Origin of the sequence: Thalassobacterium maritimum (assembly GCF_031127805.1) — a bacterium.
Lineage (GTDB): Bacteria > Verrucomicrobiota > Verrucomicrobiia > Opitutales > Coraliomargaritaceae > Thalassobacterium > Thalassobacterium maritimum.
In genome coordinates, this window is sequence record NZ_JARXHW010000003.1 from 111,390 (window position 1) to 128,434 (window position 17,045).

The 17,045-nt window shown below is 50.9% G+C and carries 14 protein-coding genes; 3 read left to right on the plus strand and 11 right to left on the minus strand.

Annotated features, from left to right (window positions below):
- Positions 1-17 precede the first annotated feature (17 nt).
- Positions 18-1,058 (plus strand): LacI family DNA-binding transcriptional regulator, encoded by a 1,041-nt coding sequence (locus QEH52_RS02405; RefSeq protein WP_308948387.1) that lies wholly within the window; start codon positions 18-20, stop codon positions 1,056-1,058.
- Between the two features lie 24 nt (positions 1,059-1,082).
- On the opposite strand, the gene QEH52_RS02410 is transcribed toward QEH52_RS02405, so the two are convergent.
- A complete protein-coding gene (locus QEH52_RS02410) occupies positions 1,083-2,336 on the minus strand; it encodes a glycoside hydrolase family 28 protein (protein ID WP_308948388.1) in 1,254 nt (417 codons plus the stop codon).
- A gap of 146 nt (positions 2,337-2,482) precedes the next feature.
- Here QEH52_RS02410 and QEH52_RS02415 point away from each other — a divergent pair, with 146 nt between their 5' ends.
- Together QEH52_RS02415 and QEH52_RS02420 are read left to right on the plus strand one after the other, a co-directional pair.
- Positions 2,483-4,546, plus strand: a complete 2,064-nt coding sequence (locus tag QEH52_RS02415) for a heparinase II/III domain-containing protein (protein WP_308948389.1) — start codon at positions 2,483-2,485, stop codon at positions 4,544-4,546.
- 17 nt (positions 4,547-4,563) lie between these two features.
- Positions 4,564-5,628 (plus strand): glycosyl hydrolase 115 family protein, encoded by a 1,065-nt coding sequence (locus tag QEH52_RS02420; RefSeq protein ID WP_308948390.1) that lies wholly within the window; start codon positions 4,564-4,566, stop codon positions 5,626-5,628.
- Here QEH52_RS02420 and QEH52_RS02425 read toward each other — a convergent pair.
- The 10 genes from QEH52_RS02425 to QEH52_RS02470 form a co-directional block, all read right to left on the minus strand.
- Complete coding sequence (locus QEH52_RS02425) at positions 5,625-6,491, minus strand: LamG-like jellyroll fold domain-containing protein (RefSeq protein WP_308948391.1); 867 nt, start codon at positions 6,489-6,491, stop codon at positions 5,625-5,627. The genes QEH52_RS02420 and QEH52_RS02425 overlap by 4 nt on opposite strands.
- An 88-nt stretch (positions 6,492-6,579) precedes the next feature.
- Positions 6,580-7,251, minus strand: a complete 672-nt coding sequence (locus tag QEH52_RS02430; protein ID WP_308948393.1) for an SGNH/GDSL hydrolase family protein — start codon at positions 7,249-7,251, stop codon at positions 6,580-6,582.
- 95 nt (positions 7,252-7,346) lie between these two features.
- Entirely contained in the window at positions 7,347-9,188 is a 1,842-nt protein-coding gene (locus tag QEH52_RS02435) for a hypothetical protein (protein WP_308948394.1), read from the minus strand.
- A 15-nt stretch (positions 9,189-9,203) separates the two neighbouring features.
- Complete coding sequence (locus QEH52_RS02440) at positions 9,204-10,037, minus strand: tetratricopeptide repeat protein (protein WP_308948395.1); 834 nt, start codon at positions 10,035-10,037, stop codon at positions 9,204-9,206.
- A 160-nt stretch (positions 10,038-10,197) separates the two neighbouring features.
- Positions 10,198-11,337: a hypothetical protein gene (locus tag QEH52_RS02445; RefSeq protein WP_308948396.1), complete on the minus strand. Its 1,140-nt coding sequence runs from the start codon at positions 11,335-11,337 to the stop codon at positions 10,198-10,200.
- A 36-nt stretch (positions 11,338-11,373) separates the two neighbouring features.
- Positions 11,374-11,805: an ExbD/TolR family protein gene (locus tag QEH52_RS02450; protein ID WP_308948397.1), complete on the minus strand. Its 432-nt coding sequence runs from the start codon at positions 11,803-11,805 to the stop codon at positions 11,374-11,376.
- 9 nt (positions 11,806-11,814) lie between these two features.
- Positions 11,815-12,231 (minus strand): ExbD/TolR family protein, encoded by a 417-nt coding sequence (locus tag QEH52_RS02455; protein WP_308948398.1) that lies wholly within the window; start codon positions 12,229-12,231, stop codon positions 11,815-11,817.
- A 26-nt stretch (positions 12,232-12,257) separates the two neighbouring features.
- The gene (locus QEH52_RS02460; RefSeq protein ID WP_308948399.1) at positions 12,258-13,091 is read right to left on the minus strand and encodes a MotA/TolQ/ExbB proton channel family protein; all 834 of its coding nucleotides are present in this window, start codon (positions 13,089-13,091) and stop codon (positions 12,258-12,260) included.
- A gap of 7 nt (positions 13,092-13,098) precedes the next feature.
- Positions 13,099-14,196: a tetratricopeptide repeat protein gene (locus QEH52_RS02465; RefSeq protein WP_308948401.1), complete on the minus strand. Its 1,098-nt coding sequence runs from the start codon at positions 14,194-14,196 to the stop codon at positions 13,099-13,101.
- Complete coding sequence (locus QEH52_RS02470; RefSeq protein WP_308948402.1) at positions 14,196-17,015, minus strand: tetratricopeptide repeat protein; 2,820 nt, start codon at positions 17,013-17,015, stop codon at positions 14,196-14,198. Before QEH52_RS02470 ends, QEH52_RS02465 begins: the two co-directional genes overlap by 1 nt.
- Between the last annotated feature and the right edge of the window lie 30 nt (positions 17,016-17,045).

Consider the following 17,045-nt stretch of genomic DNA (forward strand, 5'->3'; position numbering starts at 1 on the left):
TTCATATTATTGAATATATGGTAAAAAACGTCACTATGGCGGATGTCGCACGTGCGCTAAATGTCCACCCATCCACCGTGTCACTGGCACTGAAAAAGGATTTGCGCATACCCGAAGCGACTCAGCTACGTGTGCTAAAAGCAGCCAACGAAATGGGCTACCGCCCAAACCCCTACGTATCGGCACTCATTGCCCAGCGGCGAAGCAAGTCGCCTGAAAATTCCACGGCGACCTTGGCCTTCATCACGGAATTCGAAACACGCGATGGATGGAAAGCGTCACGCAATTACCTGCACCTCCGCCATTTCCTAGCTAAACATGCAGGCAACCGAGGTTATCAAGTTGAAGATTTTTGGTTACATGAACCGGGGTTGAGTCCAGAGCGTTTAAAGCAAATCTTCGAGACACGAAATATCAGAGGTGCCATAATTTGCCCGCTAGCAGCCGACAATGATACTTTAGAATTTGATTTCAGTGATATGGTCGCCGTCACCATTGGCTATTCGCTCAAGGTCCCAACACTCAATCGTGTCGTCATTGACTATTTCGGCCTCGTTCAAATCGCAATTAATGCGCTCAAAAAACAGGGGCACAGTCGCTTTAGTTTCGTAAGTAGCAGACATATCGATCACCGCGTGCAAAACCTTTCGAAGGCAGCTTATCTAGCCAAGTGGCAAGAAGACCCTCAAGATTTTCTTTTTCCGCTGATAGTACCCCATCTAACGCCAGAAGTTTTTTCAGCTTGGTATCATAGGACAAAACCACAGACCATCCTCGCCGCAAGTCGCGACACCTTTGCCTTCATTCAGAAATGGGCTGAAAACGCCTCCATTCATATCCCTGCAGACTTGTCTTTAGTCTGCCTAGATAAACAAGCAGGTGGAAAGGAAGCCGGCGTAGTTCAGCATCTGGAGAAAGAGGCCAGTGCGACAATCGAATTACTCACAGATCGCCTAGAACACGCAAGCTTTGGCATTCCAGACTTCGCTCAAGTCGTCCAAGTCTCCGGCATATGGGAGCCGGGCTGGTCCGCAGGCTCAACTGGTGCACTGAATTAAAAGAAGCGAGCAGCCCGAGTGATTTCAGGGGCAGAACTCTAGGCCTGTCACGAATTCCTGCACAATCTGCTCAGGCGACTGTAGGGAAACGCGCGCGAGAGATATATTGCGTAAGGGATGCCCCTCGAGTCCAAACAAACGGATCGCTTTGTCCTTCGGCTCACATTCAATATCCGCAAGCGCGATGTTTTCGATGGTAGGGATCGCAAGACTGCCAGCCATCGCAGCGTCCAACTGTTCGCCGTTATAGCGCATCGTAATCAAGATCGCATCGTCCCGAATATTGAGCATTTTGATTTGCTCGATCCGCACATCTCGAATGTAGCCACCGCGTCCCATACGAGTTTTAAGCCGTATACCGATCTCTGTGCCATTGAAGCAGCAATTGTGTGCAAACACGTTTCGAACGCCCGCAGCCATTTCACTTCCGATTACGATTCCACCGTGCGCAGAACGTACTTCACAGTGACGGATAAGAATATTTTCGCAAGGTCGACCACTCTCCCAGCCATCATATTCGCGACCGGACTTAATGCAAATTCCGTCATCGCCGGTATCCACTCGACAGTGCTCAATCAGCACCTTACGGCAACCATCCGGATCTATGCCATCGGTATTATGCGCATCTGCCGGATTCTTGATCTTGACATGACGAACCGTTAAGTCTTCGCACCAGACGGGATGGATCGTCCAGGCGGGGCTATTCAGTAAAGTGAGCCCTTCGATCAAGACGTTACGGCAGTTGATCGTTTGAATAAATGGCGGACGCACACCGTGCTCGGGCGTGCCATAAACACGCTGCTCGACCGGCCGTCGTTCCGCATTCGCCTTAAACAGATCGACCATACCAGGCTGCTGTTGCTTCCAGGGCCACCAGGAGCTCCCTTGACCATCGAGAACCCCCTTCCCCGTAATGGCAATATCATGACATTCATGCGCGTAAATGAAGGGTGAATAATTATAGCAGCGTATCCCTCCTCGCTGTTGAAAAACGACCGGTAAGTAATCCTCCGGCTGGGTGCTGAATCGAAGTTCAGCGCCATGCTCCAAATGTAATTCGACATGGCTGCACAAATGAATCGGCCCCGTCAACCAAAGTCCCTTGGGCACGACCACGCGCCCTCCGCCAGCACTCGCACAGGCCTCAATCGCCGCCGCGATGCTCTGGGTAATGAGCCCCTCTTCTCCAGGAACGGCTCCATGAGAACAGATGTTAACGGCAAAGTTTGGAATGCGGGGAAGTCGGGGCAGATCGAAAGATAAATCCTGTGTCATCATCGAGCGCTATCCATTGACAGCAGCTGTGACGAAGCAAGCTGAATCATGCCCCCAGAACTCATAGGTCAAGATAGTTCAAGTAATGTCAATTAACGCCGTAGGCAAAACCTGTAAAAAGTGGTTAAATAGATTTCGCACATTTTATTATGAGTCTTTTCCTAACCACCCTGGAGCAAACTACGCTCAAGTCCGCACGCAAAGAAGACCCCGTCCGCCCATTCTATTACGCTCTAATCAATCGAGTCGAGAAACGCGCCGCAGCACCGGGCTTAAGCGATTTAAAGACCAGCTGTGAGTGGTGGCATTTTGTATCTGAATACCTGACGGATGCCGCAATGGTCTATGCTCTAAAACCAAGTAATCAGCTGGCCGCTTGGCTCAGGGAAACGACGCTTAGTATCGCCCGTCGGCCGATCGATGACTGGGTGGGCCCTCCCTTTCGCAGCCACCAAGGGCAACAACAGAGCGGACATCTGGAGACCGCGCACTTGACCTGGTCGGTCGCGATTGCACTCGACCTTGCCGCCGAAGCTTTTACCGAGCAAGAACGGTTGGAATTAGGCACAGTTCTCAGAGAAACAGGCATCCCGCTCTGCCAGCGCTGGTTAGATCAAAACCAGCACATGGCCAATTGGCGGTGCGTGATGAATGCCGGTGTTGCCGTCGCGGCCGCCGTGCTCAACGATGCCCAAGCCATTGGCCATGCGAGCGAGGAATACACCCGCTGTAGCGACATATTTCAACCCGACGGCAGCGATTCAGAATCGCTCCAATACGGCAACTACGCGGGCTACACGCTTATGCTCGCCCGCGAGGCACTGATCCGTAGAGATGCCGCTCTAAGCGATGAGCTCCCCATCTCCCCATGGGTGCACAAACCCCGCTGGGACGCCTGCTCGCTCTTTTACCAAAAGCCACTGCTCGGCTGGGGCGCCTACCCACGTCCCCGGAGTGCGAATTTCAACGACAGTGCCGCCATCTACAGAGCCTCGGGTGACTTCCTCCTACATATTGCCGCGCAGGCGAAAAAGGAATACCCCAGCGACGCGGGCCTCGCTCGCTGGCTCTTCGATAACTTGTATTTACCCTGCACCCAGCAAGGGCCATTTGATCGTGCTAGCTTCGGCTTCGTCAATGATTTCGGCTTCCTGACTCTGCCCCTACTTTGCCAAGCTGCGCAAGCACTGGAACCACCAGCAGCTGGCCTGACTGAGCTAGAAACATTTAGCTCCGGGGACGTGATTGCCCGCGATGCATGGAATGGAAAAACCATACTCGCCGTCCATGGAGCGGGAGACGCTATGCACGGCCCCGGGCACTTACACGGCGACCTGAACAGTTTTATTCTCGTCCACAACCAAGAGCGTTTGCTAGTCGATCCGGGGCATAGCTGTTATCGCAATCTGATCCACGACCTCGAATGCTCTAGCCTGAACCACAACACCTGCACCTTTAAGGTCGAAGACCAGGGGGACGGCCTCCATCTCCAAGAAGAATTGTTGCGCGGGCAGACACTTCAACAGTCACGATCCGCTCGCCGTATCCTCAATCCAACGACACGCGAGCCAGGGCCTCCGATCCAACGAGGCGGCCAACGTTTGTTTGACAACCATCAAGGTCAAGTGAAAGCCATCGCCTCCGAAGTCGCCGCACTCTACGGCCCCCCCATGACCCGCTTTGCTCGATTCTGGTTTCTCTGTGGCTCACACGCGCTCTTTGTGGTCGACCACATCGTCTCGACCTTGCCAGTCCAAACCTCTTGGTCTTGGCTGCTCAACAATCGGGACGGCGAACTCGACCTCAAGCTCGTGCAGCCCGACCGACTAGTCGCACGTCGCGGCAATGCAGGCATGAAGCTCTTTCACCTTGCCGACAGCTGCATGAACGGACCGCTACATGGCTACGTACACGATGCGTATCACCCGCTCCCCAATCAACTCGGCGAAGGCCAACCCGGCAGCGGGCAACTCATCCGCTGGACCGAAAAAAGCGCAGCGACTGAACGCACGGTCGTGCATGCCATCGCACTCGACGATCCCGCTGCAATTACCCAATGGCACCTGCGCGGCGAGAGTCAGGCCCCCATCCTCGAAAGCCCTGGAGCCAGCGAATCCTGGAAACTTGAAGTCGCCCCGGATGCATCACAGTTCGTGGTCACGGAACTAGCCTCTCAAAAACAATACACCTACTCTGTAAAAGACAATGATTAGCCTCCTTTATCGATATCATGCACCCCCCGGAGGCTGACATGATTCGCGCCGCCATCCGCCGCGGCCTCTACGTGTCTCAGCACCATATCGAACCGCTCGGCGTGTCTCACTTTGCTTACGAATCGTGGTGGGCGCGTCAGGGTAAAAGCCCCGAGTTCAGCTACCGTCAAGAATCCGACGCTATGCGCACTTGCTGGCGCGCTTACGCCGAACGCTGGCAAGCCATTGCAGGCGAACAGCTGATCTGGCAAGTGGGCCTGCGCGGACGCGGAGACCGCCCGCTCTGGAACCATGACCCTAAAGCGCAGGCACGCGCGGGCGAATTTATTGCCTCAGCCCTGGAGGGCCAAATGGCCATAATCCGATCCATTGACCCACGGCCGAAACCACCGGCCACACTCACCTTGTGGTACGAAGGAGCGAAGCTGATTAGCAAAGGTCAACTCAAGGCCCCCAAAGGAGTCAGCTACATATTTGCCGATCATAGTCGCACTCAAGAAATGCAGGACGACTTCCTCACACTTCCACGGGAGAGCGAGCGCCCCCGCGGCTATTATTACCACGTCGCGGTTTGGAGTATGGGCCCCCACTTAGTTAGTGGGCCGCCTCCTGAAAAAATTGCCCGCACAGTGCAGCAACTCGTCGAAAAGGGAGACACGTATTATGCGCTGCTCAACGTCAGCAACCTTCGAGAACATACCATGGGAACGGCAGTCTGGACACAACAGGTCTGGCAACCGGAACCACTGACTAATCAAGCCTTTCTCAAGCAATGGTCTTCGCCGGAACTTGCCCCACTGCACGCAGCCTTTCTGGATAGCATCCCACAATTCCAGCCCGAATGGCGCTTCTACGACGGTAGCGCGCGCCTCTGGATTGATCGTCTTATTTCCAGTCAAGTCGCCAATGGCACGCCACTGGACGGGCTCTTAAAGGAACTCGTCGCCAACAAACGGGCTAAGCTGATCGACACACTACAGAGCGCAGTCGACGCCCTCGATCATTTACTACTAAAAGTTAAAGCTCAAGAAGCGACAATCTCACACAAGTTGCGCGCGTATCATCGCAGTTCAAAAATCTAAGCTCTGCGGTGACGGCGATTGACACACAAAAGTGCGAGTAAGCCAGAAATCAGCGCGAAGCTCGAAGGCTCTGGCACCGCAAGTAAATCATTTTGAGCCAAGATCGTATCCGAAACGCGCACTTCGTCGATATTGCCGCCCCAGTAGCTATTAGCAGAATTAGAAGCACCATACGCACCCACTCTGAAGACACCCGACGTATTGTTAATGCTAGTCGTAATCCCCGAAGAGATAGTCGATGACATGAGACTGCTCGAATTGATCAGATCCTGATAATATAAATTAATATCATTCGTTCCGGTCGTGCCATCGTATGTGAGTGCAATATAGAAGTCAGTATCCAGCGTAAGCGTTAAGCCCAAGGGGACGACTTCAGAGCCTGAACTTCCAGTCCCCATTAGCAGATACAATTCGTTCGCACTCGCAGTTCCAGTCCCGCTACTGGAAGCCACTCCAATCCCCCAACTACGGCCATTAGTTGAAGTCGACCACTGCGACATGACATATTGCGTGCCGCTCTTGAAGCCGGCTAAGTTAATGTAGGCCTCTGCGGTGAAGGCGGTCAGACTTCCAAAGGGATCGGCCACTGCCATGTTTTGACTACCACTAAAGGATGCCATAGAAGTATTACTATCACCCGTATTCGGGATTGGATTGCTGAAGGCACTGCCATCGCCCGTCGCGGGAATCACAGTCTCTGTCGCGGTGGAGCTCAAGCTATGCCCGTTGCCCGAGGAATCGGTGACTAGCGAGGTATCATCCCCCATGCGATAATGGACGAGTGTCGCTGCGTTCGCAGAGATGCTAGCCAGACCAGAGAAGAGAACGAATGCCGAAACGGCACTGAGAGGTAGTTGAGTCATAAGAATAGGGGTTGGAGTAGGTATGGAACTCTAAGATTGAGCACGTGCACAACTGAGAGGTGGCCCATAATAACACTATTCTATAGATTTAACCATAGCTTGAATTGATATTACTTGAACTATATTGATCAAAAAAATGCAAATGACTCATTAAATACCCTGCGATATAAATCGCCTGCTTTTCACGAACAGCTTCGATAAAGTGCACATGATCACAGAACGCCTGATCCTCCTCATTGAGACTTACCGTAAAGGCTTCGAGATCAATCGCGGGCACTGCACATTCTTCCATCACCGCATCCGCCGCTGCGTTATACTGAAATAAATCAGCACAATAGCGAAAGAACCCTATGCCTGGATAATTATGAACGGCATCACTCACAGGTGTAATCCGAGCCCAAACAACTGCGATCCCTCGACTTTGACAGAGTCGAATCGCAGCTCTCAAATTAGCTTGATAGGCTGCTAAAGGAATCTGGATCGCACCAGTCTCCACATTTCGCTTTATATCGTGCAAACCGGCATTCATCAGAATCACCTGAGGCTGAAACGAATCTTCCGCCAATAACTTCTGCACTATTTCAAGCATCTGCGACGAATCACCACAATTCGCCCCGACAGGAACATCTAAATTTTGGAGCGCCTCCGTTTCACCCCCTTTTCGATCGTAGCGAAAATAACCTCGTACAAACTTTTCCAAATAAGGGCCGTATTGTATCGAAATACTATCTCCCAGAACATATAGCTGCGGTAAATTCATAAAGCTAACTCATGATTGAAAAAACAATAACCTCCCCCAGTCCCCCCGAGGCCGGGAAGATGGTGATTGGGGCAGAACCTCAGTCTAAAAACCTTCTAATATTCCGGATAGTCTTCATCCGGGTTCAACTCGTGCCACCAACGTTTAATTAACACACCTTCGTCTTCTAATAAATTTAAATAAAGACTAGAGCGTTCACGTATCGCTGCATCCTCTGACCCCATCAGCGTGCCTAAGCGCTCCACTGAAACGGAACGCTGGAAAGCGAGCGTACGGTCTTGGTAACGCATCAAAAAGCGTGTCCATGCACTCCGCATTCCGATTTTAGGATCGTTTAACACCTCGGTCACATGCTTCGCAAAGCCCTCATAATCGATGGCCCCAGTCTGGTACAATTTAATGGTCGAAGTCCAGGCATTACGAATGCTCGCAGGCAGGACATTTGACTTCAGCGACATGTATAAGTGAGGCGGCAAGCCCTCAAAAGTCGGCATAAAGACCTCGACTAGATCGGGTGGCTTAGTGCCAATCGCCACTGGCAACCAACCGGCACGCTCCGAGAAACCTTGTTGAATACGATGAGAGGTCAAAAAGTGTAGAAAGTCCAAGGCCCCTTCAAAATTCGCACTTTGCTTATTAATGGCGAAGGGCACCGAGCCTTCGACATCTGCTTCGGAGAGAGGCATGCTCAAGAACTCAGACCAACGTTCCCCCGCCACTGGCATCGGCCTCCTCTCAATATCGATCTCAAAGTGATCCTCCGAATTTGCACGCTGCCGAATGCCTTCAACAATTCCTGTCACGTTCCACCCACCGGTGCTAAACACCGCAGCTTGGCCCAACACAAAACGCCGCTGCGCTTGATCTCGATCCAGCCCAAGAAAGCCCTTCGGATAAAATGCGGTCATTTCTTTTAATAATTTGAAATACTCTCGCACACTGGGCGAATCAAAGCTCCAAATACCACGCGCAAAGCCGGCCATCGTTTCTAAAGAAGTAAGATTACGTCCAACTTCTAAGCTTAATTCTTCCCAAAGCACCGAACTGAATGCTCTCTCATAGCCGGCCGCAATATCGCTCGAGCCTGATTTACTCGCAGCAATCGGCACCAAATACTCAAGGCCCTCGCTCTCTTTATACGCGACAACGGAATTAAGATATAGAAAGAGCTGTCCCAGGCTCTGTGGCAGCGTATCATCCTGCAACCAGGACAAACCAGACGAACGCGGCAAGTAACCACTGCGATGATCCTGCGACAACCACACCGACTGCAACCAATCGGGGTCGCTGCCCGACATAATTTGCTCCAAAGCATATGCCTTCACCTGCTCCAACAGCTTACGATTGTACATAAGACGCAGGCCACCCCAGGTGCAGATCGGCACTGCGTAATAATCACTTAAAGACTCTTCATAGCCACCATTCAAACCATCAAAAAAAATATCACGCCAGGCACTCTCTTCCAGAAACTGAGATAATTCCGCTGGAAGGCCAGGAATCTGATATTCTGGAGCATTATAGGGGTTACTCGATTCAATATAACTCCCAATCGGCATGAAGAACTTTGCCAACGAGTCGCCGCGAATCAGATTCGTTTCTTTCTTAACCGCGATGTCAGGAGCCGTGCCACTGATCAGGTGAATATTCATGAACTGCGCATACACACGCTCAGAGATCGGCAACTGCTCCACCACGATTCCTGCATCACGGACTTCAGGCAATTGATTATAGGTGTCAATCGCCCACTGCAAGGCATCTCGAAAGCCTGGCTCCAACTGCCAGTGCGCCACCCGAATATAGCTTCCATTGCGATCGCCCTCCCCTGAGCCAGGCCCACGCGTCACAAAATAAAAACGGACTGCGCTAATGGTGAAAATAAACAGAAGCAGTGCGAATGCCAGCCAATTGAGGCTAAATTTAGGAGAAGATCGACTCATAGTAAAACGCCGTAATTACATGCTTTGAAGATTAAAAACCGATTGAGGCAAGGCAGGCACCTCAATCGTCAACTCAGGATGATCCGCTAAGACCTGAACCAGTCGCTCACGAGAAATTGTGGCATAGATACTTCGTGGAAAATCTTGCAACAAGCGCGCAAAAATTCGCGCGGCAAACTCATAATCCTCGGCCTTCTCAGCCAGCAGAGCAAATTGCCATAAGGAGGCATCGCTATCGGCCGAGCGCGGGAAGCCTGCTTCCATCGCGATCGCATAAGGCTGCAGTGCCTGCTTGGGTTGATCCAAATAGAAGGCATAGAGCTGCGCCGTGTATTGAGCCAGAATCCCCAACCAAGGCGAATCTTCCAGCTCAGACATCTCAGATTCCAATAAATCAATGGCCGTCTGAACCTCTACGGAATCAAATGATTGCGCCCGACTCTGCGCAAGATATAGCGTCGCTCGCAGAGCCATGTCCGTCCCGGCGAATTCCTCGCGCACACGCTGATAATATCTCTGCGCCGCCAACACATCCACCGAATCTCCATGGAAATAGGCGATTTCCAATATACGTCCAATGTCCAACATCGCAGAAGCCGCATATAAGGATCCAGGGGCATGCTCGATAATCGACTCCATCAAACTCCGCGCTTCCAATAAGCCTTCTTGGCTCGGGGGCGATTGATGCCACGCCGCGATAGCCAAGCTATAAGTGGCTACCTGCCAATCCGCGGCGTTTCCCTCAGGGGAGTAGCTTGACTGAACATCGCTCAAAACCTGATAAGCATCACTAAAATTAAAAACGCGCAGATACTCAATGCCAGTATTCAAAGCGTCCTGCTGGCTCATGGATTCACCCTCTTCTCGCGAAGAACAAGCTGACAATAAAGTAACCGCTAAAAGTGTAAGCACCGAAGTGATTTTAAAAGTATACAAAGTCATAAAGTTCTTAACGGAGGGGAGAGGCAATTCGGGATGTAGAAAGTCCAAAAAGAAACGTCTAAAGTGATCAATCGGGGATAAATTGAGCCGCGTCGGGGTGAGTATTCTTCAAAAACAAAGTATCCTGTTCACTCAAAGGACGCGTCGAAAAGATCTGTGGTTTTAACTCCTTCGAATCTTCAATTAACAGATACGCACCAAAACCTCCGCCCGGCACTTCACTAATCAAAATTTCAACCTCAGTCTCCCTGCCCGCGGTCAGGTTGAACCAGTCCCCTCGGATGACGGGTTGACTCAATCCAAAGTAGCGATTCCCACCATCTTTGTTGGCTCTCTCTGCGCTGGAACTGGGCTCCCATTGACTATAAGTATGCGCACGCCAAGAAGCATCTAAGATCAACTTACCATTGATACGAACTAATAAAACGTCGTCCCCCTTTCCCAGTAATCGGAAACGACCACTCTCTTGCGCTTTAAATGTTCCTTGATAAACCACCGCAATCAGTGAAGGAGCGATCTCCTTTTCAGCGGAAAACGATTTTGGAGCCACGTTTGCAGATTGAGCAGGAATGACGAAATAAGAGCCATAAAGTAATTTTGATGATTTTGAGAATTTTCGCTCAAACTTCTTGATATCGAACCTTCGCGCAAAATCTTGAATAATTTCAGCGGCATATGCGGTTTTCGGACCAAAATCACTTTCCGAGGCGATGGGGTACTCCTTCCCTTTTTCGTCGCGCTTAAAGTCATATAAAGTGCCTTCTAAAGTGCCTTCCATCGCGCGATCAAAACCAAAACTTGTAATCCGAATGGCATCAGCCACACCGCCGCCCAGTGCTCCCAAACCACCGCCGAATCCGCGACCGCCACCGATCGAAAGTTTGGACTGGTTAAGCTCAATCGTAGGCACACTGACATTCTGTGAGTTCTGAACAGCGAGTGCTTGCGGTCGTGGCAAACTCTTCTGCGCGCGCTTGATCGTGGGCGGAGGCGGCGGCGGTGGTGGCGGTTGCTTGACCTGCACCACCGGCGGCGCCTCAAACTCGGGCTCCGGCTGTAATACTTCGATAATCTTTAGTGTCGCAAGGCCGATCCCTCCCAGCACATGCACTAGCACACTGATAACGATCACGATAAATACCGCACTGCGCTTCTTCTTCCTACGCAGTGGCTTGCCTAGTTCTTGTTCGTTATGTGGGAGTGTCATAATGCTTTAATTTGCAAAAATATCCAAGGCTCGCGCTTACATTTGACTGAAAGAGACGAATTTCAATCGAGCCGCCGCACAGGCGTTCAGTACATCGATCGAACGATAATGAGGCGAATACGGGTCTGCTTGAATGGTGATGATGGTGCTCTTTTGCATGCGATCCGCCGAAGCTTTCAGACTGGCAAGGATATGAGTCAGCCCAGTGAGTTCACCATAGATGCTATCGCCAGTCGCCCCACCGTTGAGTAATACCGTGCCATCAGGCAAAATATCAATGGTATGCTTCGACGGCAGTTCCGGTGAAGCCGCAGGAGTCGCCAACGAGGGCAACTGAATGCCCAGGTCTGCCTCCTGCTTGACCAATTCCGTGGTGACCATGAAGAAGACGAGCATCAGAAAGACCACGTCAATCATGGGCGTTAGATCAGGCTTTCCCGCGCTTTCAAATATGTCTGAGGCTTTCATGAGTGTTTGCTATAAATCGCTCTGATAGGTCGCGAATATGATATCATTAATGCCGTTTTGGGCACAAATGGAGAGCAGTTTATTCACATGCCGGTGTTCCGCCATTTTGTCTGCCCGCACGACGATCTTGATATTCGGGCTGAGCTTCACTAGGTTGGCCATTTCACGACTGAGCTCAGACTCACTGACGACTTTGGCCCCCGAATAGTAGCTACCGTTCGGCAGGACAGAAAAGGTGGCACGATCCTTAATCTCTTTGGGAATGGCCGACTCTTCAGCCACCGCGAGATTCATATCAATCTTTTCTGCGGCGAGCATGCTGGCGACCGTCATAAAGAAAACGATCAACAAGAAGACCACGTCGATCATCGGAGTGAGATCGAAGCCCTCGCCTTCTTGGGGGACTTTATAGGTTTGCAGGCTCATAATACAATGATTGACAATTGTCGCGCTTAATTTCCCGGCTTACGGGGTGCGGGTGGTAAGCTACGAACAGTCTTGGCTGTAGGCATTTCAGCATTATTCACACGCGTGCCGTGCACTAGGTCGCCATACATGTCGTCAAGATACATCGTCATGTCGGCAACCAGTTTGCCGTATTTATTCTTAAAAAAGAAAAAGAAGAACATGGTCGGAATCCCGACCAGCATACCGGTCGCGGTGGTGATCAAGGCTTCCGAAATATTGCCAGCCAACAAGTCAGGCTGGCCCATGCCGACAGTCGCGATCGAGCTGAAGGCCTTAACCATGCCAGACACCGTGCCCAACAATCCCAACATGGGCGAGATCGACGCGATAATGGAAAGATAATTAATCACCACAAATGGCTGTGCCAGCTCTTTCCCCGAGCCCGCTTCTAAACGCTGCCGGAACAGATCCGTATCAATTTGGCCGCCCCGCACCGAGTCGAGGCCATGATTCACAATCCGCGTGAGCGGTGTCGGATTCTCCGCACAGAGCTCTTTGGCACCTTCGATATCCAGGTCGCCCAACTTACCACCAAGCTCCGAGGCCACCTCGTCGTTGAAAAAGTCCTTTGGTCGCAGGGCGATGAAGTTATAAACCGTGAGAGCCAGCGCTGACATAGAAAGAAAGCCGAGCGGATACATCGCCCAACCGCCCTGCGCAACCATTTCAAGAAAGCTACGCTCGGAAGTCTCCACAACTGGAGCGGCTCCTTCGGCGGTGGGATCTGCAGTCTGAGCAAAAGCTAAAGTCGAAGCTCCGACAAAGGCCAGCGCGCAGAAGAGCGTACGTAGTTTGAGTAAGTGTATTTTTGGGTGCATGCGTTTGTTACGATTCAAGTTTGGGTTCTTTTTCTAAGCTGTGGGTATAGGCTGCGTCCGGAAAGAGGAGTCGCATTTCGTCGAGAATATTTTGCGCGATGTCGAGGTCACCAAGTTGCTGATAACTCAAATAATTGTAGTAGAGACCGACCAATTTCAGACTACTATCTGGCGCCGCCTGAGACAGAGCGTGCCCGAGATACTTCAATGCGAGTTTTGAGTCCCCCTGCTTGAATGCTTGCACCCCATAAATGAGTTCAAGCTCTCCGAGAATCGCCGCATCCTCCTCTTCGATGTCTAAAGCAGAACTGATGTGGCCCGTTACTGCAGCGCCCTCCCCGAGTTCTAGAGCCAGGTAGGCGCAACGAAGGCTTAGGCGCTTGCGGTTCAAACCCGTCGCATTATCTGCAAGATGAACAAACAAACGATATGCTGGCTCAAACAGCCGCTCATTGGATAGGCGCTGCGCTACGTTCACCGTCTGTACCCGAGATTCCTCGACAGGACGGGCAGCGACTAAGTTATCGAGTAAATTTAACGCTTTGTCCTTATAGCCTTCGATAAACAGGTGCTCAGCTACTGTATAATAATTTTTAACAATTTCAGCCGGGCTCAAATCCAAAGCAGTTAATTGCGACATCTCATAGGCCTGAAGCCAATCTCCAGCTTCAATATTCGCTTTAATATATGCATTCACCAGTTTGTGAATATTCGTTGAACCTGGCTTAATGCTAGTCAAGGGAACCAAAGGTAACACTTCCTCCTTCAACAATCGAGCTCGTTCGGCAGCATCGGGATGCGACAGTGCGATATTTAACGACTCTGTCATAGGCTTATTAATACGAAACTTCTCCATGTGCTGCCATGGCACAATAATGGCCCCGCCCCCTTCGACCATTTCGATTTCAATCCCCTCTTTGGTAGGATTCACGAAGCGTGCCCCCAGAGGACCGCTCTCCTGCACGATCTCGAGACGAACGGGTTCCAGATTTGAATAGTCAGGCCCCTCATACGTAGCATGCGTCACATTTGTAGATAAAACGGAGAGCACAGCTAGAAGCAGCACGAACAGGCGACTCGGATGATCGCTTAGATAATGTATCATTACTCAAATTCCTTTCTGATTAAGGCCGCCCCCTGAGTGCCTTCTAGTCCGGGCGTGAGTACGAAAGCGTCATAAACCATCTGCACACTCTCGCGATCGTTCATTTGCTGGAGCACTTGAATGTCTTCATAGAAGCCCATCGCCAATTCTTCCTTAAATCCGGGATAAGCCAGAATGATACGTTCAAAAAATCCGTGTGCTTCGGACAGTTTCCCCTCGGCTGCATAAGCACGGCCAATTTCAAGCAGTGCGCGCGCATGCATCTGACCTCTCCATTCATTGCGCTGTAAAATAGTCTCCAAAATCTCACGAGAGGCGGCATAATTGCCTCGCTGTGTTTCCAACCGGCCAATTTCAAAGGCGGCCTCCCCCGCGGCATCCAACTGTGTGAAGCGCTTAATCACCATTTGATACGCCTCAATCGCCAGATCAACTTGGTCTAAACGTTGATAGCATGCGGCCAACAACTGATGGAGTTCGAGTTCGTTGTCTGTATTGACATAATCGTAGCTCAAGTCCTGTAAAATACCGAGCACACGTTCTGCTTGGGTTTTGGCCATTTCAGTCAAGATCCACAATTTCCCCATCGCGCCGATCTTCGCCCAGCTTTCAGGCACATCGACTAGTTTCAACATATCTGAAGGCGGCACATCGACCGGCTGCTGAGCATGCGCAAAGGCGGCTTTCAGACGCACAATCAGGGCAATATCATCTTCAAGATATGCCGCTTGCAAGGCCGCTTGCATCCAATCATCGGCCGAAACCGCAGGAATACTCTCATTTAACTTAGCAATAAAGGCTTCCAGCTCTTTCAGCTCTCCGACATCCTGCAACACCGCCTGACGAAAGTCATCATCACCAACAAAGCGATCACGCACTCGCACATCAATCGCCTCATTGGCTTCAAAAAAGCGGTATTGCTTGGCGCGATCTGTAACCAGATCGCGCAATTTCTCAGGAGAACTGGCGACCATCGCGAGAAAGTCCTCAGTCGCCTGACGCATCACTCGTAATTTGCGATCACTAAGTAAATATTCCGCCAAGATGGGGTCGATCTGATCGACCTCAGTGAGCTTGTAGAAGCGATCGGTCACTTGCTTCAAGGTCAACAAAGCCTCACGTGGTTGATCGCGATCTTTATAAACTTTAGCCAAAGCGGCACTGACGGCGATCGATTCTGGATCCGCGGCATACTTCGTAATAAAAGTAGATAGATCTGCAATCGCTTCGTCCGCCCGAGTTTGAGCAATCAAGATCCTTGAAATTTTCAATTCTGCCTGCGCCAATAACGAACGATCCTCAGTGTGCTCAGCGACTCGCTTGTAATGGACCAGTGCCTGATCCGCATCGCCGAACAAATCAACGATATTCCCGAGTGTGAGCTCCGCCGAAGCACGAAGCGGATGACTTGGATAATTTGCGATAAAAGTAGTCACTAAATCGCGCGCTTCTGGAACTCGATCCAAAGCCAGTGTGGCCTGTGCCTTGCGAAAGGCAGCATCTGGCGTTAACTGCGGATCTCTACTGGCAAGCACTGTATTCAGGCGATCCAATGATTTTTTATTTTCTTGCTCAATCAAGTAACTAAGCCCAAGGAAATAATAGATCACCGGCCCAGAGTGACTTTCTCCAAACTGCTGCCTGAAATGTTCAAAGTCATCAATCAGTTGGCGATTTTCCATGCGAGTCATACGCGCAACACCGTGCTTGAATAACAATAACCTGGCCGCCTGATCATCCGCGGAACGCTCTAAATACCAAGCAGTCAACTGGTATAGTTCCTCATAGCGCTCCTGCTCCAAATAGGCTTTCGAAGTTTGCTCGGCCACTGTGCTGCGGAAACGCTTAAAACCTTCTTGATCCAGATAACGCTTCCCCAGAGATTCTGCGATCTCCTGGTCTCCTAATTGGTAGGCCAAGGAATAGGCCGAGAATAGGATGTCTTCTGCATATTTATGGTTCGGATACCGATCCACCATTTCTTGAAAGCACCAAAAGGCCTCCCACTTTCGTCCCATATCCATATACACACTCGCGATGCGCCACTTAAGTAGCGGCGTATAGTTTTCAGAAGACTTGACCGCTGCGAGGTCGGCTTTCGCGTTATCCAATTCCGCCTTTGCGGTCACATAAAAATTACGTAGTGCCGAATTTTCAGCATACTTCGCGACTCTAGCTTCAAGATAGTTCACCTGCGCCGCTAAGCCGATCTCCAAGCGTTCATAAGTTCTTACAAATTGATAAAAAAGACTGGCTGTAGCCAAATCCCCCTCTTTCTTTAATTGATCGCCTACTTCCATCAACGCGGCATTGAAGCGCGGAGTATAAAACACTGGCGAGGGACGCCTGAAGAATTCCAACATTTTTCGAGAATCCGCCACATCGCCCTGCTTGGCTTGCGCAATCATCAAATAAGCCGCAGAGGTCGTGCGATCGACATCATTTTCGGCCATCCGCATATTGTCTGTAAAATATGGAATGCCCGCCTGCCACTCCTGCGTTGCCGCATAGATGAGAACAACTTTCTTCAACACTTCGACACGATCCACGCTAGACTGCGGATTACGATACAGAGAGATATAGATCTGCAGCGCTTCTTTGAATTTCTGCTGCATCGCATAGGCGTCCGCCTGATTATAGCGAGCTAAAGGGACTAGGGCATGCTCAGGATGAGCAGTGATGAATGCACTTAATTTCGAGATCGCGGTGTCCAGCGCTCCAGTATTCCCATCGTAAAACTCAAACACATAGGAGAGGGCCGTGTAAAAATCGATATTGGTCTGCATCTCTTTCGGAACTTCCGACCGTATCGCAGACATCAAGGGCCGAGCTTCAACAAGTTGATTCGA